16 protein-coding genes and 1 tRNA gene are annotated in these 18,450 nt (G+C 66.9%); 4 read left to right on the top strand and 13 right to left on the bottom strand.

Annotation, left to right across the window (positions count from 1 at the left end; translation table 11 throughout):
- Positions 1-177 precede the first annotated feature (177 nt).
- Both V2J85_RS16360 and V2J85_RS16355 read right to left on the bottom strand, forming a co-directional pair.
- Positions 178-1,893 (bottom strand): HAMP domain-containing sensor histidine kinase, encoded by a 1,716-nt coding sequence (locus tag V2J85_RS16360; RefSeq protein ID WP_419836793.1) that lies wholly within the window; start codon positions 1,891-1,893, stop codon positions 178-180.
- 265 nt (positions 1,894-2,158) lie between these two features.
- Positions 2,159-2,860 (bottom strand): response regulator transcription factor, encoded by a 702-nt coding sequence (locus V2J85_RS16355; protein WP_279350124.1) that lies wholly within the window; start codon positions 2,858-2,860, stop codon positions 2,159-2,161.
- Between the two features lie 403 nt (positions 2,861-3,263).
- Between V2J85_RS16355 and V2J85_RS16350 the strand changes: the two genes are divergently transcribed.
- A complete protein-coding gene (locus V2J85_RS16350) occupies positions 3,264-3,947 on the top strand; it encodes an NADPH-dependent FMN reductase (protein ID WP_330821987.1) in 684 nt (227 codons plus the stop codon).
- Between the two features lie 103 nt (positions 3,948-4,050).
- Here V2J85_RS16350 and V2J85_RS16345 read toward each other — a convergent pair whose 3' ends face one another.
- The 3 genes from V2J85_RS16345 to V2J85_RS16335 all read right to left on the bottom strand — a co-directional run bounded on the left by V2J85_RS16345 (position 4,051) and on the right by V2J85_RS16335 (position 7,717).
- Positions 4,051-4,944: an amidohydrolase family protein gene (locus tag V2J85_RS16345; protein WP_330821986.1), complete on the bottom strand. Its 894-nt coding sequence runs from the start codon at positions 4,942-4,944 to the stop codon at positions 4,051-4,053.
- Positions 4,945-5,142: 198 nt separating this feature from the next.
- Positions 5,143-6,030: a DUF2797 domain-containing protein gene (locus V2J85_RS16340; protein WP_330821984.1), complete on the bottom strand. Its 888-nt coding sequence runs from the start codon at positions 6,028-6,030 to the stop codon at positions 5,143-5,145.
- A gap of 526 nt (positions 6,031-6,556) precedes the next feature.
- Complete coding sequence (locus V2J85_RS16335) at positions 6,557-7,717, bottom strand: GlxA family transcriptional regulator (RefSeq protein ID WP_330821983.1); 1,161 nt, start codon at positions 7,715-7,717, stop codon at positions 6,557-6,559.
- Positions 7,718-7,836: 119 nt separating this feature from the next.
- Here V2J85_RS16335 and V2J85_RS16330 point away from each other — a divergent pair, with 119 nt between their 5' ends.
- Positions 7,837-8,628, top strand: coding sequence for an NAD(P)H-dependent oxidoreductase (locus V2J85_RS16330; RefSeq protein WP_261956578.1), 792 nt, complete (start codon positions 7,837-7,839; stop codon positions 8,626-8,628).
- 79 nt (positions 8,629-8,707) lie between these two features.
- Here V2J85_RS16330 and V2J85_RS16325 read toward each other — a convergent pair.
- From V2J85_RS16325 to V2J85_RS16310, 4 genes are all read right to left on the bottom strand, one after another.
- Positions 8,708-8,781: transfer RNA gene (locus V2J85_RS16325), tRNA-Met, on the bottom strand.
- 506 nt (positions 8,782-9,287) lie between these two features.
- Positions 9,288-9,461, bottom strand: coding sequence for a hypothetical protein (locus V2J85_RS16320; RefSeq protein ID WP_330821981.1), 174 nt, complete (start codon positions 9,459-9,461; stop codon positions 9,288-9,290).
- Positions 9,462-10,194: 733 nt separating this feature from the next.
- Positions 10,195-10,605, bottom strand: a complete 411-nt coding sequence (locus V2J85_RS16315; protein ID WP_330821980.1) for a hypothetical protein — start codon at positions 10,603-10,605, stop codon at positions 10,195-10,197.
- A gap of 1 nt (position 10,606) precedes the next feature.
- Entirely contained in the window at positions 10,607-11,320 is a 714-nt protein-coding gene (locus tag V2J85_RS16310) for a hypothetical protein (RefSeq protein WP_330821979.1), read from the bottom strand.
- Positions 11,321-11,359: 39 nt separating this feature from the next.
- On the opposite strand from V2J85_RS16310, the gene V2J85_RS16305 reads away from it, so the two are divergent.
- On the top strand, positions 11,360-12,829 hold the full coding sequence (locus V2J85_RS16305; protein WP_330821978.1) for a hypothetical protein: 1,470 nt from the start codon (positions 11,360-11,362) through the stop codon (positions 12,827-12,829).
- Between the two features lie 335 nt (positions 12,830-13,164).
- Here the strand turns inward: V2J85_RS16305 and V2J85_RS16300 are convergent, their stop codons facing one another.
- A complete protein-coding gene (locus tag V2J85_RS16300; protein WP_330821977.1) occupies positions 13,165-14,241 on the bottom strand; it encodes a pentapeptide repeat-containing protein in 1,077 nt (358 codons plus the stop codon).
- A 425-nt stretch (positions 14,242-14,666) separates the two neighbouring features.
- Here V2J85_RS16300 and V2J85_RS16295 point away from each other — a divergent pair, with 425 nt between their 5' ends.
- Positions 14,667-15,449, top strand: a complete 783-nt coding sequence (locus V2J85_RS16295) for a hypothetical protein (RefSeq protein WP_330821976.1) — start codon at positions 14,667-14,669, stop codon at positions 15,447-15,449.
- 275 nt (positions 15,450-15,724) lie between these two features.
- On the opposite strand, the gene V2J85_RS16290 is transcribed toward V2J85_RS16295, so the two are convergent.
- The 3 genes from V2J85_RS16290 to V2J85_RS41350 form a co-directional block, all read right to left on the bottom strand.
- Complete coding sequence (locus V2J85_RS16290) at positions 15,725-16,270, bottom strand: class IV adenylate cyclase (RefSeq protein ID WP_330821975.1); 546 nt, start codon at positions 16,268-16,270, stop codon at positions 15,725-15,727.
- Positions 16,271-16,292: 22 nt separating this feature from the next.
- Entirely contained in the window at positions 16,293-17,387 is a 1,095-nt protein-coding gene (locus V2J85_RS16285) for a radical SAM protein (protein WP_330821974.1), read from the bottom strand.
- A 453-nt stretch (positions 17,388-17,840) separates the two neighbouring features.
- Positions 17,841-18,329, bottom strand: a complete 489-nt coding sequence (locus V2J85_RS41350) for an ATP-binding protein (RefSeq protein WP_419836791.1) — start codon at positions 18,327-18,329, stop codon at positions 17,841-17,843.
- Between the last annotated feature and the right edge of the window lie 121 nt (positions 18,330-18,450).

The following is an 18,450-nucleotide window of genomic DNA, read 5'->3' as shown; positions in this document are numbered from 1 at the left end:
CTGTGAGCCGGGCTGTGAGCCCCGAGCCGTGGGCCGGAGGCCGGAGGCCGGGGTGCGGAGGCCTGGGTGCGGAGGCCGGGGTGCGGAGGCCGGGGTGCGGAGGCCTGGGTGCGGTGAGGAAGCCCGGGGGGGGCGGTCAGGGAGCCCGGGGTGCGGTCAGGGAGCCCGGGGGGGCGGTCAGGGCTGCGGTGCCGGGGACCCCGCCGGCAGGGTCACCGTGAAGACGGTTCGCCCCGGCGCGCTCTCGACGCCGACCGTACCGCCGTGCGCGGCGACCACGGCCTGCACGATCGCGAGCCCGAGCCCGGTGCTGCCGGCCGCCCGCGAACGGGAGGCGTCCCCGCGCGCGAACCGCTCGAACACCCGCGGCAGGAGGTCCGCCGGGATGCCGGGCCCGTCGTCCTCCACCTGGAGCCGGACGGCGGGCTGTGGGGCCCGGCCGTATCGGGCACGCCCGTGGAGGGCCTGACCCGGTGATGCCTGCGCTTGTGTGGCCTGACCCTGTGCGGCCTGACCCAGTGCGGCCTGCCCCTGCGGCACCGGGACTCCGACCGCAGGGAATCCGACTTCCGGGGCTCCGACTTCCGGGACTCCGACCGCCGGGACTCCGACCGCCGGGACCACCCGGGCCGTCACCGTCGTCCCCTCCGGCGTATGCGTCCGGGCGTTGGCCAGCAGGTTCACCAGGACCTGGTGCAACCGCCCACCGTCCGCGTGGACCCACGCCGGTTCGTCCGGCAGTTCCAACCGCCACCGGTGTCCGGGCCCGGCCGCCCGGGCATCGCTCACCGCGTCCGCCACCAGCGGCGAGAGATCAGTGCTCTCGTACGAGAGCGGCCGCCCCGAATCGAGCCGTGCGAGCAACAACAGGTCCTCCACCAGCCCCGTCATCCGCTCCGCCTCCGACTCGATCCGGCCCAGGGCGTGCCGGGTCACCGGCCCGGGTCGCTCGTCCCCGCGCCGGGTCAGCTCGGCGTACCCCCGGATCGACGCCAGCGGCGTCCGCAGCTCATGGCTGGCGTCGGCGACGAACCGCCGCACCCGCATCTCGCTCTCCTGACGCACCGACAGCGCCGAGCCCACGTGCCCCAGCATCCGGTTCAGCGCCGCCCCGACCTGCCCCACCTCGGTCCGGGCATCCGCCTCGGCAGCCGGTACGCGGACGTGCAGCGCCACCTCGCCCTGGTGCAGCGGCAGTTCGGACACCCGGGTGGCGGTGGCGGCGACCCGGCGCAGTGGCCGCAGCGCGATCCCCACCATGCTCGCCCCGGCCATCCCCGCCGCGACCAGCCCGGCGACCGTCACACACGTCTCGATGAGCACCAGCCGGCCGACCGTGTCCTCGACCTCGCCGAGCGGTTGCCCGGCCACCAGTGAGCCGTCCCTCGCGGACTGCACGCGGTAGTCGCCGAGCCCGGGCAGCTCGGCGGTGTGCGGACGGCCGTCCCTCGGTACGCCGTTCAGCGCCGCGACCTGCCCACCGGTCAGCCACGCCAGCCGCTCCGAGGGATCCCGGCTGGTCGAATTGTTCAGCCGGGCTCCCACGTCGAGGGCACCGTCCGGCCCGACCCGCGCGCCCACCGTGCCGACGGGCTGACCCCCCATCGCGACGAAGTCGAGGGGCTGGCTCCGCATCGGATCGTGCGGCCGCGGCATCATCGCCCGTTCGACCGTGGCATTCAGCCGCTCGTCCAACTGCCCCTGGAGGTACGAGTGCAACGCGATGGTGGTGACGACCCCGATCACCGCCCCCACAACGGCAATCAGGGCCACCGCCGACACCACCAGCCGCGTCCGCAACGTCCACCGCCGCCGCACCGGCCCCCACCCTGACCACCTGCGGCCGGGCACGGACTCGGACTCGGACTCGGACACGGACTCGGACACGGGCATGGGCATGGACGCAGGCACGGACACAGACGAGGGCGCGCCCCCGGTTAGAGGCCCGGGCACGGACCCGCCACCCGAAACAGGCGCGGAGCCCACATCCGCAACGGGCGAAGGTGCGGGTCCCGAAACAGATGCCCTCTCGGCATCCGGATCAGGACCGGGACCGGCATCCGGACCAGGACCGGGACCGGCATCCGGACCAGGACCGGGACCGGGACCAGGACCGGGACCGGGCAGCGGCGCAAGCACGGGATCGGGCACCGCTCCGCTACCCAGCCGGCTTGATCAGATAGCCCGCACCCCGCCGCGTATGGATCATCGGCGCCCGCCCGGCATCGATCTTCCGCCGCAGGTACGAGATGTACAGCTCCACGACATTGGCCTGGCCGCCGAAGTCATAGCTCCAGACCCGGTCGAGGATCTGGGTCTTGCTCAGCACCCGCCGCGGATTGCGCATCAGATACCGCAGCAGCTCGAACTCCGTTGCCGTCAGGTGGATTTCCTGCCCGTCCCGCCACACCTCATGGCTGTCCTCGTCCAGTACCAGATCGCCCACGGTCAGCCGCGACTCGCTCCGGGCGGCCGCCGCCCCGGCCCGGCGCAGCAGGCCCCGCAGCCTCGCCACGACCTCCTCCAGGCTGAACGGCTTGGTGACGTAGTCGTCCCCGCCGGCCGTCAGCCCGGCGATCCGGTCCTCGACCGCATCCTTGGCCGTCAGGAACAGCACCGGCACGTCCGGCAGTTCGCGCCGCAGCCGTCCGAGCAGCGTCAGCCCGTCCATGTCCGGCAGCATGACGTCCAGCAGCACCGCATCCGGCCGCCAGCTACGGGCGGAGCGCAGTGCCCCCGCACCGTCCCCTTCGGCACGGATGTCCCAGCCCTCGTACCGCAGCGCGAGCGACAGCAGATCGGCGAGCGAGGACTCGTCGTCGACCACCAGCACCCGCACCGGGCTGCCGTCCGGCCGCAACAGCTCCGGCTGCTTCCCGGGCGCTCTTCTCGCCGAGCCCGCCGGAACCGACGAAACCGGAACTGACGCAGCATGAAGAGCCGCTGAGGACGACGAAGTCACGGTCATGCCGGTGAGCTTGACCCTCGCTCGTGAGAGCTCCCTTGCTCCTTCCTGTGAATCTCCTGAGAATCCCGGACGCAGCCCGCGACCGGGTCACGGCCCGGACTGGGTCACGACCGGGGCCCGTGATCGGGCTCGTGATCGGGTCCGGGACCGGCCTGGGCCGCCCCCCGCGCGGTCCAGGCCGATCACCACTGCCCCAAGCATGGCACCCCCCACTGACAATCGCCCTGACCAGCACTTTTACCCCTGCACGGGACCTCACCCAGCCACCCCTGACCGCCCGGCGTACCGTCCCCCCATGACCCACGACGCCCTGACCCACGACGGCCTGACCCACGACGGCCTGACCCCCAACTCCCGGCCGGCCGACTCCTTTTCGGCCGACTCCCTGCCGGGCGACGGACTGCCGGACGACGCGCTGCCGGATGACGCGCTGAGCCTCGTCGCCCTCTCCGGCAGCCTGCGCGCCCGTTCCTCCAACGGCGCGGTGCTGAACTCCGCCCTCGCCCTGTGGGACGGCCCCGCCACCACCGCGGACATCGGAGCGCTCCCGCACTTCAACCCCGACCTGGACGGCGAGGACGCCACGCCCCCCGCCGCCGTCGCCGCCCTGCGCACCGCAGTGGCGTCCGCCGACGCCCTGCTCATCGTCAGCCCCGAGTACGCGCACGGAGTCCCCGGCGTCCTCAAGAACGCACTCGACTGGCTGGTCAGCAGCGGTGAGGTGGTCCACAAGCCGGTCGCGGTGATCACCGCGTCCCCCTTCCCCACCGGCGGCGATCACGCCAACGCCCAGCTCCGGGAGACCCTGCGCATGATGACGGGCGAGGTCATCACGGCCGCCTGCCGCGAAATCCCCGCCATCGGCCCGAAGATCGACGGCGCGACGGAACGCGTCTCGGACGAGGCCACCCTCACCGACCTGGCCACGGCCCTGACCCACCTGGCCACCGCCGCCACGGGAACACCGGCGGCCCGCTAGCGCCCTGAGGCACCCGGCACACCGCCAGCAGGCCGCTCCACCACGGCAACAGCCGCAGCCACAGCCATAGCCCCGACTACGCCCCGGCTCCGACCGGACCCGACTACGCCCCGGCCCCGCTCCCCACCCCGAACAACCGCGCCGCGTTCCCGTAACAAACCCCGCGCAGCCACTCGTCCCCCATCCCCAACCGGGCCAGCGCCTCCAGCGCATGGGCGTACCCGTAGGGGATGTTGGGGAAGTCGCTGCCGAACAGCACCCGTTCGCCGAGGTCCGCCAGCCGGGCGCGCTCGGTCCGCGGGAACGGCGCGGTCTGTTCCGCGAAGTCCGTGAAGGCCATCGTCGTATCGAGGTGCACCCCGGGATACCGTTCGGCCAGCTCAAGGAAGTCGGCGTACTCCGGCATGCCCAGGTGCGCGATGATCAGCCGGAGCCGGGGATGGCGGGCCAGCACCCGTGCGATCGGCTCCGGACCGGTGTGCTTGCCCGGCGCGGGCCCCGACCCGCAGTGCACGACCACCGGCACCCCCGCCTCCGCGACGGCCCCCCACACCGCATCCAGCCCCGCACCCGCCGGGTCGTACGCCCCCACCTGCACATGCGCCTTGAAGACGCGTACGCCGCCGGCGAGTTCGGCCCGTACGTACGCCTCCGCGCCGTCCTCGGGGAAGAACGTCGCGGTCCGCAGGCAATCGGGCGTACGGGCCGCGAAGTCGGCCGCCCAGCCGTTCAGCCACTGCGCCATTCCCGGCTTGTGCGGATAGATCATCGAGGTGAACGCCCGCACGCCGAAGCCGCGCAGCACCGCCAGCCGCTGGTCCTCCTCGAAGCGGTACGCGATCGGCCACTCCCGGCCCACCAGCGGCCCGGCCGCATCGAAATACGCCCAGACCTTCGCCATCACACGCTCCGGCATGAAGTGCGTATGGACGTCGATCAGCCCCGGCAGCCCCAGCCCCCGCCAGAACGCCCCCACCCGCTCGTCCCCGTCCGCCACCCCGGCCCCTCCTCAGTCCATCCGCCACACCGGCGGCCGGCCCCCAGCCTCGCAGGCGCGTCCCCCTCAGCAGAATCCCCTCGAAAGGCCCGTTGCTCCTCAGGCGCGAAGAGCCCGTCGCGCCGAGACTCAAAGAGTCCGTTGCTCCTCGGACTCGAAGAACCCGTTGCCCCTCGGACTCGAAGAACCCGGTGCGCCTCAGAACAGCCCTTCCTGTTCCCCGCCCCGCTCCCCTCCCCGTTCCGGCCCGCCAGGTCCCGCCGTACGGGCCGGCAGCACCGGCACGGTCGTCACCCGCCCCGCGGCCGCCCCCAGCACCCACCCCGACAGCAACCGCGCATCCATCACCGCCACCGGCCACGGCCCACCGGCCCCCGCCCCCTGCCCCGCACCGGAACGCCGCACCTCAGCCTCACCCGCCGCCCCCTCGACTCCTCCCACCAGCCGCAGATACACATCCGACCCGGCCCCGGCCAGCACCTCCCCCACGATCTCCGCCCCCGCCGTCAGCCCGCCCAACACCGCCGCACCGGCCGGTACCCGGTCGAGCCCGAACAGCTCCGTATGGTCCGTACACGCGAACTCCAGCGGCTCAAGCGTCTCCGGCCATCCACCCAACTGCCGCGCCCTCGCGTGGATTTGAGCCAGCTCGGCGCACCGCTCCGGCACCGCCGGCAGCACCCCCCGCGCCGCCCGCTTCGCCGCCTTCGTGAAGCGGTCCGGGATCGCCAGGGCGCTCCCCAGCAGCGCCTCCGCCCGTCGCGCCGCCATCAGCGGTCCGCGGCCCAGCCATGCGTACGCCACCGCGCCCTGCTCCACCAACCGCGCCGGCCCCCGCTCGGCGGCCGTGATCCCCACCTTGAGCAGACCGGGCCCGAAGTACGCGAGGTAGACGGCATACGGGCGCGGGTCGTCGGCCATGGTGTCCGCGGCCACCGACCGCGAACGGTCCAACTGGGCGCACCGCGCGCACTGGTCCTTGGCGCTCTCCCCGTCCAGCACCGCCGCATACGGGCACACCAGCCAGCGGCCGGCCCGCCGCACACCCAGGCAACGGCGCTCCCCCTGCGCCGCGAAGGCCAGCATCTTCCCCGCGGGGAGCAGACTCTCCCGCTCCTCGTCCCGCTCGGCGCAATACCAGCCCAGCCGCTGCCCGAACCCCGCCGACGCCCCCTCCGCCCCGCGCCCCGCCGGAGGCGCCGATCCACCCCCCGCCGACCCGCCGGGCTCCCTCAGCCCGTCAGCCCCCCTCAGCGCACCGGAGCCCGTCAGCGCACCAGACACCGCCCCCGACCCGAACCCCGCTCCCGGCCCTGGCCCTTGCCTTGGCCCCGCCCCTGACCCCGTCCGTACCCCCGAACCACCGCCTGACCAGCGCGGTCCCGTACATCGCCACCACACATCGCCAGCGTACGACCCCCCACTGACAACGCCCGTCTCACACACGAGCGCCCGCCTCCCACACGCGCGCCCGTCCCCCGCACCCGCACCCGCACCCGCACCCGCAATCCACAGCCTCCGGCCCGCCCCTCCCGCAAGCCACAGCCCCGCCCCGCTCCGGCTCAGGCCCCGCCAGCCCCCAGCCGCCAGGCCCACAGCCACTCCCCACCCCTCAAGCCACCAACCCACCCCCACCCCGACGCCGACGCCGACGCCGACCGCCGACCGTCTCCCTCTCCTTCGCCCCCGGCCCCGACCCAGGCCCCGGCCCCGCTGCCGCTGCCGCCCCCAGCCCAGGCCCCGGCGTCGCCCCCGCCCCCACTCCCGGCCCCCGAAACGTGCTCCGATACGTCCGCGGCGACACCCCCAGCGCCGACTGCAGATGCTGCCGCAGCGACGCCGCCGTACCGAAGCCGGCCTCCGCCGCGATCCGGTCCACCGTCAGCTCCGTCTCCTCCAGCAACTGCCGTGCCCGCTCGATCCGTTGCTGAGTCAGCCACTGCAACGGCGAGATCCCCGCCTCCTCCCGGAACCGCCGGGTGAAGGTCCGCACGCTCATCGCCTCGCACGCCGCGAGCTCCCGCAGCGTCACCGGCCGGTCCAGGTGTTCCAGGGCCCAGGCCCGCGCCCGGCCCGTCGAGGACACCTGCGACTCCGGCATCGGCCGCCGGATGTACTGCGCCTGGCCGCCCTCACGGTGCGGCGGTACGACGGTCCTCCGGGCCACATCATTGGCGACGGCCGCCCCGTGGTCGCACCGCACCATGTGCAGACACAGGTCGATGCCCGACGCGACCCCCGCCGCCGTCAGCACGTCCCCCTCATCCGTGTACAGCACGTCCGCGTCCAGCTCGACGTGCGGGAACAGTCGCCGGAAGTCGTCCACCGACCGCCAGTGCGTCGTCGCCCGCCGCCCGTCCAGCAGCCCGGCCGCCGCCAGCACGAACGCGCCCGTACAGATCGACGCGATCCGCGTCCCCGGCCGGATCCGCCCCAGCGCCTCGGCCAGTTCCGCGCTCAGCCGCCCGGCCGTACTCTCCGCCCGGTCGTAATCCGCCCCGGAGGCCGGCACGACCACGGTGTCCGCCTCGGCGAGCGCCTCCGGCCCGTGCGCCACACACACCGTGAAGTCCGTGTCCGTCCGCACCTCCCCCGGCTCCAGCGCACAGGTCACCAGCTCGTACAGCCGCTCCCCGTCCGCCGATCGGGCCTCGCCGAAGATCCGGTGCACGATGCCCACCTCGATCGGCAGCATCCCGTCCCGCACCAGCACCGCCACCCGATGCCGCCGCACCCCCTCACCCCCGACGGCTCTCCCAGCCCCGGGCCCCATGACTGTCCCCATACCGTTCCCCATACCGTTCCGCACACCATTCCCCATGGCCCGATCCTTGCAGAGTATGGCCATCCGGCCACTCGTTCGTACGCCCGCCCGCCCGGACAGTGGGTGTCATGAAGATCCTCTGGCTGTTCGCCCACCCCGACCCGCGCTCCCTCAGTGGCGCCCTCAAGGAGGAGGGCCTGCGCACGCTCGAAGCCCACGGCCACGAGTACCGCGTCTCCGACCTGTACGCGATGAAGTGGAACCCGGTGGTCGACGCCACCGACTACGGCCACGACCCCACCGACCGCCTCCACGTCGGCCCGGCCTCCGAACACGCCTACACCCACGGCCACTTGAGCCCGGACATCGCCGAGGAACAGTCCAAGGTCACCTGGGCGGACACCGTGATCATCCAGTTCCCCCTCTGGTGGTACGGCATGCCCGCCATCCTCAAGGGCTGGTTCGACCGCGTCTTCATCAAGGGCTTCGCCTTCGGCCACACCGACCCGGAGACCGGCCGCCCGCTGCGCTACGGCGACGGCCGGCTCACCGGCAAACGCGCCATGGTGATCACCACCGCCGGCGCCCGCGCCGCCACCCTCGGCCCGCGCGGCGTCAACGGCGACCTCAACGATCTCCTCTTCCCCCTGCAGCACGGCACCCTCTGGTACACCGGCATGTCGGTGCTCCCGCCCCTCCTGATCCCCAGCGCGGACCGCACCACCCCCACCGCCTACGCAACCGCCGCCACCCGCCTACGCGAGCGCCTGCACACCCTCCCCACCACGGACCCCCTCGCCTTCCGCCACCAGAACACCGGCGACTACGACGACGACCTCCTCCTCCACCCCCACCTCACCCCCACCCCCGCGGGCCCCTCCGCCCACTACACAGCCCCACCCCCGCCCCACCACCCCTGACACCGCGCGAACGCAAAGCCCTTGGAACGCAAAAAAGCCGCAGGGCCGTGGATGAAGATCCACGGCCCTGCGGCGTCAGTAGCGGGGACAGGATTTGAACCTGCGACCTCTGGGTTATGAGCCCAGCGAGCTACCGAGCTGCTCCACCCCGCGTCGGTTCCCCGAACACTACGCGACTCCGGCCCCCACGCCTAATCCTTTCCCATCACCAACCACAACACCCGGTCCGCCTGGCTCCGCCGCCCTGCAGGACCGCTCCTGTCCGCCGGGCGATCACCCGGCCTCACCCGGCCTCACCCGGTCTCGCCCAGCCTGGCCCGGCCTCACCCGTTCGCTTCCGCGAGCGTCCGCCGTCGTTGATGTCAGCCGTGGATGTCAGCGCGGAAAGAGATCGGAATGGGGACACCGTTCAAGCTCCCCTGTTTGGCCAGCCCAGCGCCACCACGCATGACGCGCCGAGCACCGCCACAGTGACCGACAGACACGCCTTCCCTCCGGCCCTCGCCGACTGAGCACCAGCCCGGCCGAGGCCAATGGTTCGCCGCAGTCGGGGCATTCGCGCAGGGGGCCCATCGGCACGCATCAACTGGCCTGCCAGGATCACCGGTCGCCGCTTCAGGACAAGCCAGTTGCTGTGCTCCGCTCCTGCGCTGCGTGGGTCAATCGCTGATGAGCGAGAGCATGCCACTCAACCCGAAGAGCCCCAGGCCAAGGGCGACGGCAGCACCGACCACGAACACCACACAAAGCAAGGAGATCACCACGACGGTCCACGTCCGGCCGACCGCTGATGCGTAGTCAGTGTCGTCGTCACTCCAGTCGTACCCCGTCATCGCACCCCTCCCGGCCGCACCCTACCGAGCGGGCAACGGCGAGGACCTGATCTTCACTACCGAAGGTCGCACAGCGAATCGCGCGGCACTCGGCGATCGAGATCACCATAGATGTCTACGCCGAGGCGGAGGACGAAGACGTACGCGAAGCTCTCGCGATGCTGTCCGCCACCCTGGGCGGCGCCGGCTGACCCGGTTGCTGTACTTCGCTGCTGTACGGCACGACAAAGCCCCCGTCCGGACGACCCGGCGGGGGCTTTGACTGCTGTGCGCTCGGCAGGATTCGAACCTGCAACCTTCTGATCCGTAGCTTTGGGCAGGACGTTGGGCGGGGACTCCGCTTTCCTCCCGGCTGATCGCTGATCGCCGTTATCAACAGCCTCTGTGTGCCGTCGTTGCCGTCAGGGTTGCCGTCAGCTCGGAACGGTGGCACGGCCTGTAACGACCGTTGTCAAGCCCGTTCCACTCAGATCCTCGGGCACACCCCGAACCGGCCTCCAGCCTCGCGCGGGGACGTGATCCGCACAGCTCCACTGACATGCAGCAGAGCCAATCGCTCTGCTGTGGCCGGCTTGCTTGCCACATAGAGGTGGCGGGCTGGCAAAACTTGGTTGGGAGCCCAGGACTTCAGGCTCAGTCCAGCTGCAAGTTACAACTTTCTTTACGGGGTTCAAGGCGACTCGCTCCGCTCGCCGCGCGCGGCATCCGCACTCTACAGCCTTTGTCTACCTGGTTACTCGTAAGGCTGGAATCGGCGAGAGTCGAAGTGAAAGCACAGAAGATCTCCGTCATCATCAATCATAGCCAGAATTAGATCCAACGGCTCTCGGAAGTACGGGGAGCCTTCATCAGCGCGTTCACTGTAGAGAGGTTCAGTAAGGAAGTCGACGACAATGGCAGGCTCGCCCTCTTCTGGAAGCTTCCGATTTCGCATATGCGGCTTCCAAGTAACCAACTGGCCAACTTTGAATTCATTTCGTCTCGAGAAGCTTCGGTAAAGCTCAAGCAGTCTTCCATGGTCACGGCGATCTTCAGTTGATTGAGCGCCAGCCGCGAGAGTCTCTAGGACGACTTCCAACTCTTGCTCATCGAGGTCTGCAAGCGTTTTGAGCGCTGCAGAAATCGCCTGAGTGTTGTTACCCATCTCAGCACTCCCGCCAGTTTTGAAGGGCCTGCACCTTGGGCGGATTACCCCGAACATTTCGCGCAAGTGATTGCTTGGATCTGAATCGATCCTTTGACTCAATGTTCTCTATTTCAGCTCCACCTCTGAAGCGTATGTCAACTTGTCTAATTTCGTTCCCGGCTTCAGATTCGGTACGCTTCTTTTGGACCCTCTGAGTCAAGTCCCAAGCCTCATGCTGCGCAAGCTCGTTGAGGACCTTCCTGCCGCGAGGAGTAACCTCCCACTGGTTGCAGCGTCCGAACCGGTGACGAACTACTAGTCCGCCTTCGAGGAGATTCCTGCCAACGCGGCCAACCACTGCAGCACTCGTTCCCAGCCTCTCCTGCAGATCAACGTTAGAGAGTCCGGGCTTGAGATGTGCAAGCTCAAGAAATCGATGGCTCAGGCCCTGCGGATCAAAGGCCGATGCGATGGCGGATGGCAGAGCTTTTTGTTGCCCCCATCGCGCTACGTCACTAAGCGACAACAGCCTGCCACGCAGCACTCTGTTGCCGGCTCGGACGTTCAGCGTAAACTGGATCTCGTCGAGCGCGGTTACCAGGCCTTTGAGGTCCGAGAATGCGACAGCATAAACGAGCAACGCAGCAAGAGCATCGCACTCGGCGTCGCCGGGACCAGCCTCCCCGCGGCGTAGCTTCTCGCATACGGCCGCAAAGCCCTCTGTCTGCGCCACAACAACAGGCTAACCCTCATCAAGCATTGGTCAAGTGCGATGAGTGATCCACTCGACCCAGCCCAGCTGTTCTGCACGGTTTACGACGAGTTCACCGCCGACGTGAGTGCCACTGCCGTCAAGCGGATCCTCGCGCGAAATCAAGATCGGGTTAAGCAGTGGTATGACGATGTCATACATCTGGAACATGTGCCGACCGAGTTGGCTCAATTTGCCCGAGGAAGTGAAGAAGCCGCATTCACTCTCCTCGCTGCCTTGGATCGCGTTCTAGGTGAATGTCACCCCATGCAGTGGAGCGACGTGAAGGCGCTCTCGGCCCTAAAAACTCGATACATAGAATCTGGAATTTTTAACGAGAGAGAAAAAGGCGGTGATGATCAAGGTGCTTTGTTGCCTCGTTGGGTTTCCCCTGAGCAAAAGGAGTCTGTTGCCGACCAATTCAATTATGTCATACGCGTAAGTGAGGAAGATTGGAAGGCTGTCGATTACAAGCACGTTCACAGTGGACTCGAAAACCTACCCCCGGGGCGGTTTGACCCGGCTGCGGTGCTTGTAGACGGGTTGACACGGTCAAGGGCCATTCCGGTGGCCTGCGCCCCATTTGCAGAGGACCCCAACGAGATAGTGATCGATGCCGTCGGGGATGTCGAATACGCACTCCATCCTGGGCCAGCCGCCTTCCCCGTGGATCGAATGAGGAAAACTCTCACTAATGTACTCAGGTCCAATGCCGTAATTGGCCTACTTCCTGAGGCCTGCCTAGATGGCAAGATTCTTGACACTTGGAAAGTCCTTCTAAGGGAATCTCGGGGAGTGAAATCTCCACTCCTTTGGCTCGTTGTTGGAAGTGGCCCAATAGACGACTCCGAACCGCCGCGCAATGAAGCTGTGATGCTCACCAGAGAGGGAGAGGAGCTACTTGTCCAGGATAAGCGGCATGGCTATCGAATTGACATTGATACGATGAGGAAATGGGCGATGCCTACGAGTGTGGTGCAAAGTACGGGCAGCCAGGATGGCAAACGCTTTAGGGATGAGCATATATATCTCGGCTCGAAGCTATCGATCCTCGAAACGACTGTAGGGAGGTTTGCGATTCTTATATGTGAGGACTTGGGTCGATTGATTGATGATGGCACACTGCTTCAGCGGTGGGGGATTTCCCGTGTTCTTACGCCAGTATTTGACGCTGAGCTGACGAAAGATCGCTGGGAAATGTATGCGACTCTTAGTCTGAGGCAGCGAATCGGCAGCTATGTTGCGGTCTCTAATAGCCTCGTTGTGCCGAAGATGCGTATGCGGGCTCGCAAGCGTGATATTAAATGCGCCAAGGGAAATCGAGTGAATGAATGTGCCAAGTTGGCCTGTAAGTGTATGGGGCGCGTAAATACCTGTGCTTCCTACGACGTCAACAACAAAATCAGTATGAAGGCTGCACGCGCCGCCGAGGATGCCCCTGTGATAATGCTCGGTCCGCGCGCAGGTGCTGGGCGCAGGCGTTACACCTGACGTCCTCTAGGCTCCGAACAGTTCTGCAAAACCACCTCGGATGCCAGCCGCGTACCAGAAACCCACTCTCTGACCACGGCCTGTTCCGAGGTGAACGATGGGCTCAACGGTGGGGCCGGCTCTGGTGCGGGTGACAGTCCAGGACTGGCTCTTCTGCGTTTTAGGAGCCGTGCCATTAGGGAGCCACCGCGAAATGGGGCGGCGGTGAGGATGAATACTGACGTGCAAGCTGAGCTTCGCGGTACTGGCTACGGACCGCAACATACTCTCAATCTGCCGCGTTGCGTAAGGCCGCGGCCTCGAAGGTCAGCTGGGCAACCATGCAGCGGAGTGCTTTATCGGTGAAAGCGGGATGCCCTCTGCGAGGGGAGCCCGTGTACCCCCTTCAGCTTCGTCCCATCCAGTTTCGCTCCATCCAGCTTCACCCCGCTGAGGTGTGCGCCAGTGAGATCCGCGTTGGTGAGGTTCGCTCTCGTGAGGTTGGTGTTGGGCAGGTAGGCACCAACCAGGCGTGCGCCGGTGAGGTCCGCGCCGGTCAAGTTCGCTGCGCTCAAGGTGGCGCCGGTCAGGTTCACGCCGGCCAGGTCCATATCGGTCATGTCCACATCGCTGAGGTCCGCGCCGGCCAGGTCAGCGCACCCGGTTCCAAAGGCGCAGAGCCACGTATTAGTCAGCTTGGCGCGATTGAGGGATGCCCGGCGGAGGTCCGCCATGTGCATCCACGCGCTCCGGAGGTCTGCGTCCCATAGTTGTGCTCCCTGGAGGTCCGCGGCATCCAGATCCGCACCGCGGAGGTTCGCCCCGTGCAGGTCCGCGCTGCGGAAGTAGACGTGGCCTTGTGCGCCCATGGTCTTCAGGCCATTCAGATCGGTGAAACTGAGATCTACCACCGCCCCGTGGTCCAGGCCGGGACGGCGATGGGCCAACACGTTCATCACCCCCTGGATGTCGGTAGGCGGTGAGTGCGTCGTCGGACGGGTGCGGGTCGTCTTGACGGCGCTCGCAGGAAGTGGGGCGTGCTGACGTACGAAGGCGGCCAGGACCGAGACCACCGTGGGGTGGTCGCGGGAGGAGTCCTGCATGATGCGCTCCAAGGCGTAGATTCCGCCCAGGCGCACGTCGATTGACTGTGATCCCAGGTTGTTGATCGCGGCGTTGTAGCGGTTGGTGATCTGCCCTTGCTCGCTGATCCGCAGCTGCCTGTTGGTCTGTCCCATCTGCATCCAGGTGAACAGCAGTGCGGCCAGCGCGGCCAGTCCCGGCAAGCTGACGGCGACCAGGCCGACCCACTGCAGGCGGTTGCCGCCGGGCGTGGGACCACTGGTGCTGAACCGGGGTTGCCGCCGGCGTTGCCTCGTGGCACGGCGGTGCGTGATGCGACGGAGTCGCTCGGTGCCGAGGGCCTTGGTCACCTTCCCCATGGCACCCCACACGGGCCGTCGGCGCCACGCGAGGGTCCCTGGGTATCACCCGCTCTGCCCGACTCACTGTGCCTCAGCCCTCCTCCTTCCCAGAGTGGGGAAGAGACGTGTAGGCACTCGACAGGATTCGAATCTGCAACCTTATGATGCGAAGGATCAGGCAGCCCGTTATGCCGTCCCATCGCCCCAATCCGGGCTCAGCGCTGAGGTCATGATCTCCACTCTCTGTGTGCCGTGGTTGCCGTCAGCGTTGCAGTCACTAGGCCGAGCCCGATGGCAGCTGACGGCCGTTCGCGATCAGAGCAGGACGTTGTGGCGAGGCGGGAGCATCCTGAGGCTTGCACCACTGCCGCATCCTCCAACGAGACAAGTGAAACAGCCTCCACCAAACCCGACTGGACGGCATCATTTGTTTCATGACAGCTGGGGGCGGCACGTCAGGACAACAAACAGATCTACACAAGATCTTTTACCAGTGCCGCTTGGGCAGAGACGACATCGAGCGCATGTTCGCAATGGCGTGCGAGGGTATACCTGCGCCCGCGGTCAGAGTTTCCACCGTTGCAGGCAACACCAGATTTTGGAAGCCCACATTGCAGGATCTAGTGACAGCTGTCCACGATAACGCTCCGGAAATCGGAGCTCATTGGACCAACCTGTCCCTAGATGCAAGCTCGCCATCGCTAGTGCGAGGGGTCAGGATAACCATCGACAAAGAACGGACCGAGGTCAACGTATCAGGTTCGGATACAACTTGGGCCTTCGGTCAGGTCGCCCGAATCGAAAAATTCCTAACATCACGCGGGGCAGTGTCAAGTTCACCTCGGTACGAGAACAGGGTCATGTATATAGCCCTCCTCTTCTTCCTTGCGTTCGGGACATTTCTACTCGTCCACGGCGTGGATAACGAGACGGCCAACGAGTGCATCACGCGAGTCGCGAATTCGACCAAAAACGCAAAAGTTGTCAACTCTCTGATCGTCGTCACTTATGCATTCGGGACACTCTTTCCCATTTATCAAATCATGAAGCGTAGATCACTGCGCGCCCGGCTGGATGTGATCGACAATCTCCCGACGGGCCCTTGGTGGTCGCGCCTCTCGCCAGCTGAAAAGATTGCAGTAATCGGGGTTCCCATAGCAGCGCTTGCTACGATAGCCGCACTTGTCACAGCCGCTAATGACCTATGGGGCAAATGATTGACGCAGCACGTCCAAATTTGGCATGCCTCGCTGAAATTCGAGCCTCTAGAGATCCTGATTAGGGAGGCGGCGCTCGGGGGTGACCAGGAGATACAATTGCAAATTGACATTACGCGATGCAAGTGACGGCCCGGCAGCGATTCCCCGCCTTCCCGGTCCTTCCCACGAATACAGACCGATGAGGCTGCGTTGATCGCATCGCAGCTGCTCGGCGTGAGGCGCGCGAACGCCCCCAGCGGTCGAACCGACGGGGGCGCAGATGGGCGGGAAGCTCACACGAACAGGAGGGTGGCCTCCGCGAGGATGTCCCTGTTCAGTTCGCTCTTGTAGATCAGGTCGATGCTGCCGAAGCGGGCTTCGCCGTAGTCGAAGCCGAGTTCAGCTGCCGCTGCGCGTACCGCTTGCTCAGAGGAACCCTCGATTTCTAGGAACGTCGGCAAGCTGGGCCACGTGTCAAGGTCGTACGTGACGCCGTCGAGCTGCCACTCCTCCCGATAGTTCTGCTGGTAGCGCACCTGGCGAAGACCGAGGGCCTTGAGGAGTTGCGCGGTCTTCTCCAGGTCGCTGACCTCGATCTCGATTTCGGTTGTGCCGTTGATGTGGCTGGCGTCGGTGACCTGCTTCAACGTCAGGGTGGTCTTGCCTCCCTCATCGCGCAGCCTTAGCCACTGCTCGCCTTGAACGGTGTCGTTCTCGAAGATCAGGCGGGTGAACATGGTCTTGGGGAAGACCTGCTCGGCGCCGGCTGCCTTCAGTTGGTCGCGCAGGGCGTCCACGTCAACGCCCAGAAACTTGGCCTCGTACTCATGCTGTGCCATCTCTCTCCTCTGGTCGCGGGATCTACGCAGTGAGGTCGTGGTAGTCCTGCTCGCGCAGCTTCCTGATCTCGCTGCACACGCTGCTGGTGACGAACTCTTCGAGCGGCAGGCACAGGTCCATGCGCTGGATGCATACGCCAACGTGGAACTTTCCGCGTGGGTCACGGTAGAGCCGGACGCCGTAGTAGCCCTCGTGGCAGTCGGTGCTGTTGTTGAACCGGCAGCCGACACAGGTCTCCGGAAGCCGCAGAGATCGTATGTGCTTCACCAGAAGCGTTCGCCCGTTGGGGAGTTGGTAGCCGACCCTGAACCCCGACGTGCCGGCGATCAGCCTCACCTCGGTCGGCGTGGCTTGCAGTTCCTCCAGGAGGAGGTCGATGGCGTCGAGCGACTCCTCCCCGTCGGCGAGGGAGGACAGGACGCGGACCGAGAGCTGTGGTGAGTACTTCTCCAGCAGCCGGTAGACGCGACGGACGTGGTTTCGGTTCGGGATGACGACGTTGGCCCGAGCGCCAAGTCCCAGGTCGAGCGACAGGCTGATTGATTTCTCCAGCGCATCGATCTTGCGGCCTGCCAAAGAGTGCGAGCGGTAGCGGATGTTCTGTACCTGCGCCAGTTCTTCCGCGGTGGTCCCGAAGATGGAGAAGTTCACGTGGTCCAGGCCGGCCGTGGCGCAGTCGGGGAGGATTCGGTCGCCGTTTTCCCCGTTCGACGTGACGCTGACCTTGTAGCCGACGGATCGGGACATGGCCACGATCTGAGGAAGGCGGGGATGTAGCGTCGGCTCCCCGCCGGTCAGATGAACCTCGTCGAAGTCCAGCACCTCGCGGAGCTGGGTGAGCGCCGCGTGGAACGTGTCATCCGGGAGGATGGGTGCGGTGAGGAAACGCGCACCGTTGGTGGCGAGGTAGATCGAAACGCGGCCGGAGCGGCCTGCTGCCCCGAACTCTCCCGCGTGGTCCTCATGGTTGTCCGCACTGACCGGCGTTCCTTCGTTGTGGCAGAAAGTGCAGGTCATGCCGCAGGCGTCGATGACCTTGACGCGTAGGGTCCGGTCCACTGTGACGCGGACCGGAACGGCACTACTGACGTTCCTTAAAGCGGGGTGATCGATCACGTATCTCTGCTCCTTCGTCGTTGGAGGGCGAGAGTGAGGGGGTTTGGTGTCCCGAGGCTGCGGCTTCAGTGCTCGCAGGCCTGGGGAGTTGCGATGCAGTCCCTGCGCGCGCGGCGTGGAGTCTCCTGGGCAGGGCTGATCCGCGGGGGCTGAGCGAAGTCAGCTCTGGAAGGCAGCTTCGTCGGGCAGCGTTCGAGCTGCCGAGGCCCACGTTGCTCGATGCCTGCCGATGTCGTTGTGCGCGAGCTGAAGGAGCAAGATCATCGCGGTGGCCGTCCCCAGCGCCCACACCCACCCCAGGCACCGGCCGACCACATCACCGCGACGGGATGTGCCTCGCGCGACGGCGTGCCTCCCCGCGGATGACAACACTTTCACATCGGATCCTTCCTTCTCGTACTTGGCTGAGACGGGCGTCCGGCATTTCCGCTGCCGGGCATGAAGCGCACTCGTTTACGCGTCGGCTCGTCGCAGCCGAGTGGCCCGTGCGCATGGCCCAGCCGCTTCCGCAGCGAGCGCAGGACTTGATCCAGTCGATGGACCAGCAACCGCGATTTCGAACCAGACCACTTTTCCCGCCGGGCCCTGCTTGGTCCCCCAAGCAGCCGCCAAGGCGGCGACGAGCCACAGACCTCTGCCGCTTTCCGATGCCGGTGCAGGGCTGACGACGTGCGGGAGCTGCGGCCCGGTGTCGGTCACTTCGACCCGCACTTCCGCACCCGTCCATCGCACGCACACCGCGCACGTCACGCCCGTATGGGTAACGGCGTTGGTGATCACTTCGCTGCTCAACAGCAAGAGCTCTGCGACTTGGTCAGCGGACATGCCCGTACGCCAGCGACGGACACGTTCTGCGATCCTTCGCCGGGCTTCGCTGACCGACCTTCTGGCAGGCGGCACGCGGAAGCCGTATGACGCCGGTGAGGAGAGTCGTCCGGGCATGGTGGATCACGCCTCCGCCTGCCTTGTCCGTCGGTGCCCGGGGAACTCCGGACAGGACAAGAACATCCACCTGCGGCCCCTCAACTCGTAAGGTTTCAGGGGGTTTCAGGGGGCGCTTCAC

Origin of the sequence: Streptomyces bugieae (assembly GCF_036352915.1) — a bacterium.
Taxonomy (GTDB): domain Bacteria; phylum Actinomycetota; class Actinomycetes; order Streptomycetales; family Streptomycetaceae; genus Streptomyces; species Streptomyces endophytica.
This window is presented reverse-complemented; position numbering and strand designations above follow the sequence as displayed.

Excerpts from the sequence above, each read along its gene's own strand:
- V2J85_RS16360 (WP_419836793.1), bottom strand. The coding sequence starts at position 1,893 with ATGCCCGTGTCCGAGTCCGTGTCCGAGTCCGAGTCCGAGTCCGTGCCC.
- V2J85_RS16350 (WP_330821987.1), top strand. The coding sequence starts at position 3,264 with ATGACCCACGACGCCCTGACCCACGACGGCCTGACCCACGACGGCCTG.
- V2J85_RS16340 (WP_330821984.1), bottom strand. The coding sequence starts at position 6,030 with ATGCTGGCCTTCGCGGCGCAGGGGGAGCGCCGTTGCCTGGGTGTGCGG.
- V2J85_RS16335 (WP_330821983.1), bottom strand. The coding sequence starts at position 7,717 with ATGGGGCCCGGGGCTGGGAGAGCCGTCGGGGGTGAGGGGGTGCGGCGG.
- V2J85_RS16330 (WP_261956578.1), top strand. The coding sequence starts at position 7,837 with ATGAAGATCCTCTGGCTGTTCGCCCACCCCGACCCGCGCTCCCTCAGT.
- V2J85_RS16320 (WP_330821981.1), bottom strand. The coding sequence starts at position 9,461 with ATGACGGGGTACGACTGGAGTGACGACGACACTGACTACGCATCAGCG.
- V2J85_RS16315 (WP_330821980.1), bottom strand. The coding sequence starts at position 10,605 with ATGGGTAACAACACTCAGGCGATTTCTGCAGCGCTCAAAACGCTTGCA.
- V2J85_RS16305 (WP_330821978.1), top strand. The coding sequence starts at position 11,360 with ATGAGTGATCCACTCGACCCAGCCCAGCTGTTCTGCACGGTTTACGAC.
- V2J85_RS16295 (WP_330821976.1), top strand. The coding sequence starts at position 14,667 with ATGACAGCTGGGGGCGGCACGTCAGGACAACAAACAGATCTACACAAG.
- V2J85_RS16290 (WP_330821975.1), bottom strand. The coding sequence starts at position 16,270 with ATGGCACAGCATGAGTACGAGGCCAAGTTTCTGGGCGTTGACGTGGAC.
- V2J85_RS41350 (WP_419836791.1), bottom strand. The coding sequence starts at position 18,329 with ATGCCCGGACGACTCTCCTCACCGGCGTCATACGGCTTCCGCGTGCCG.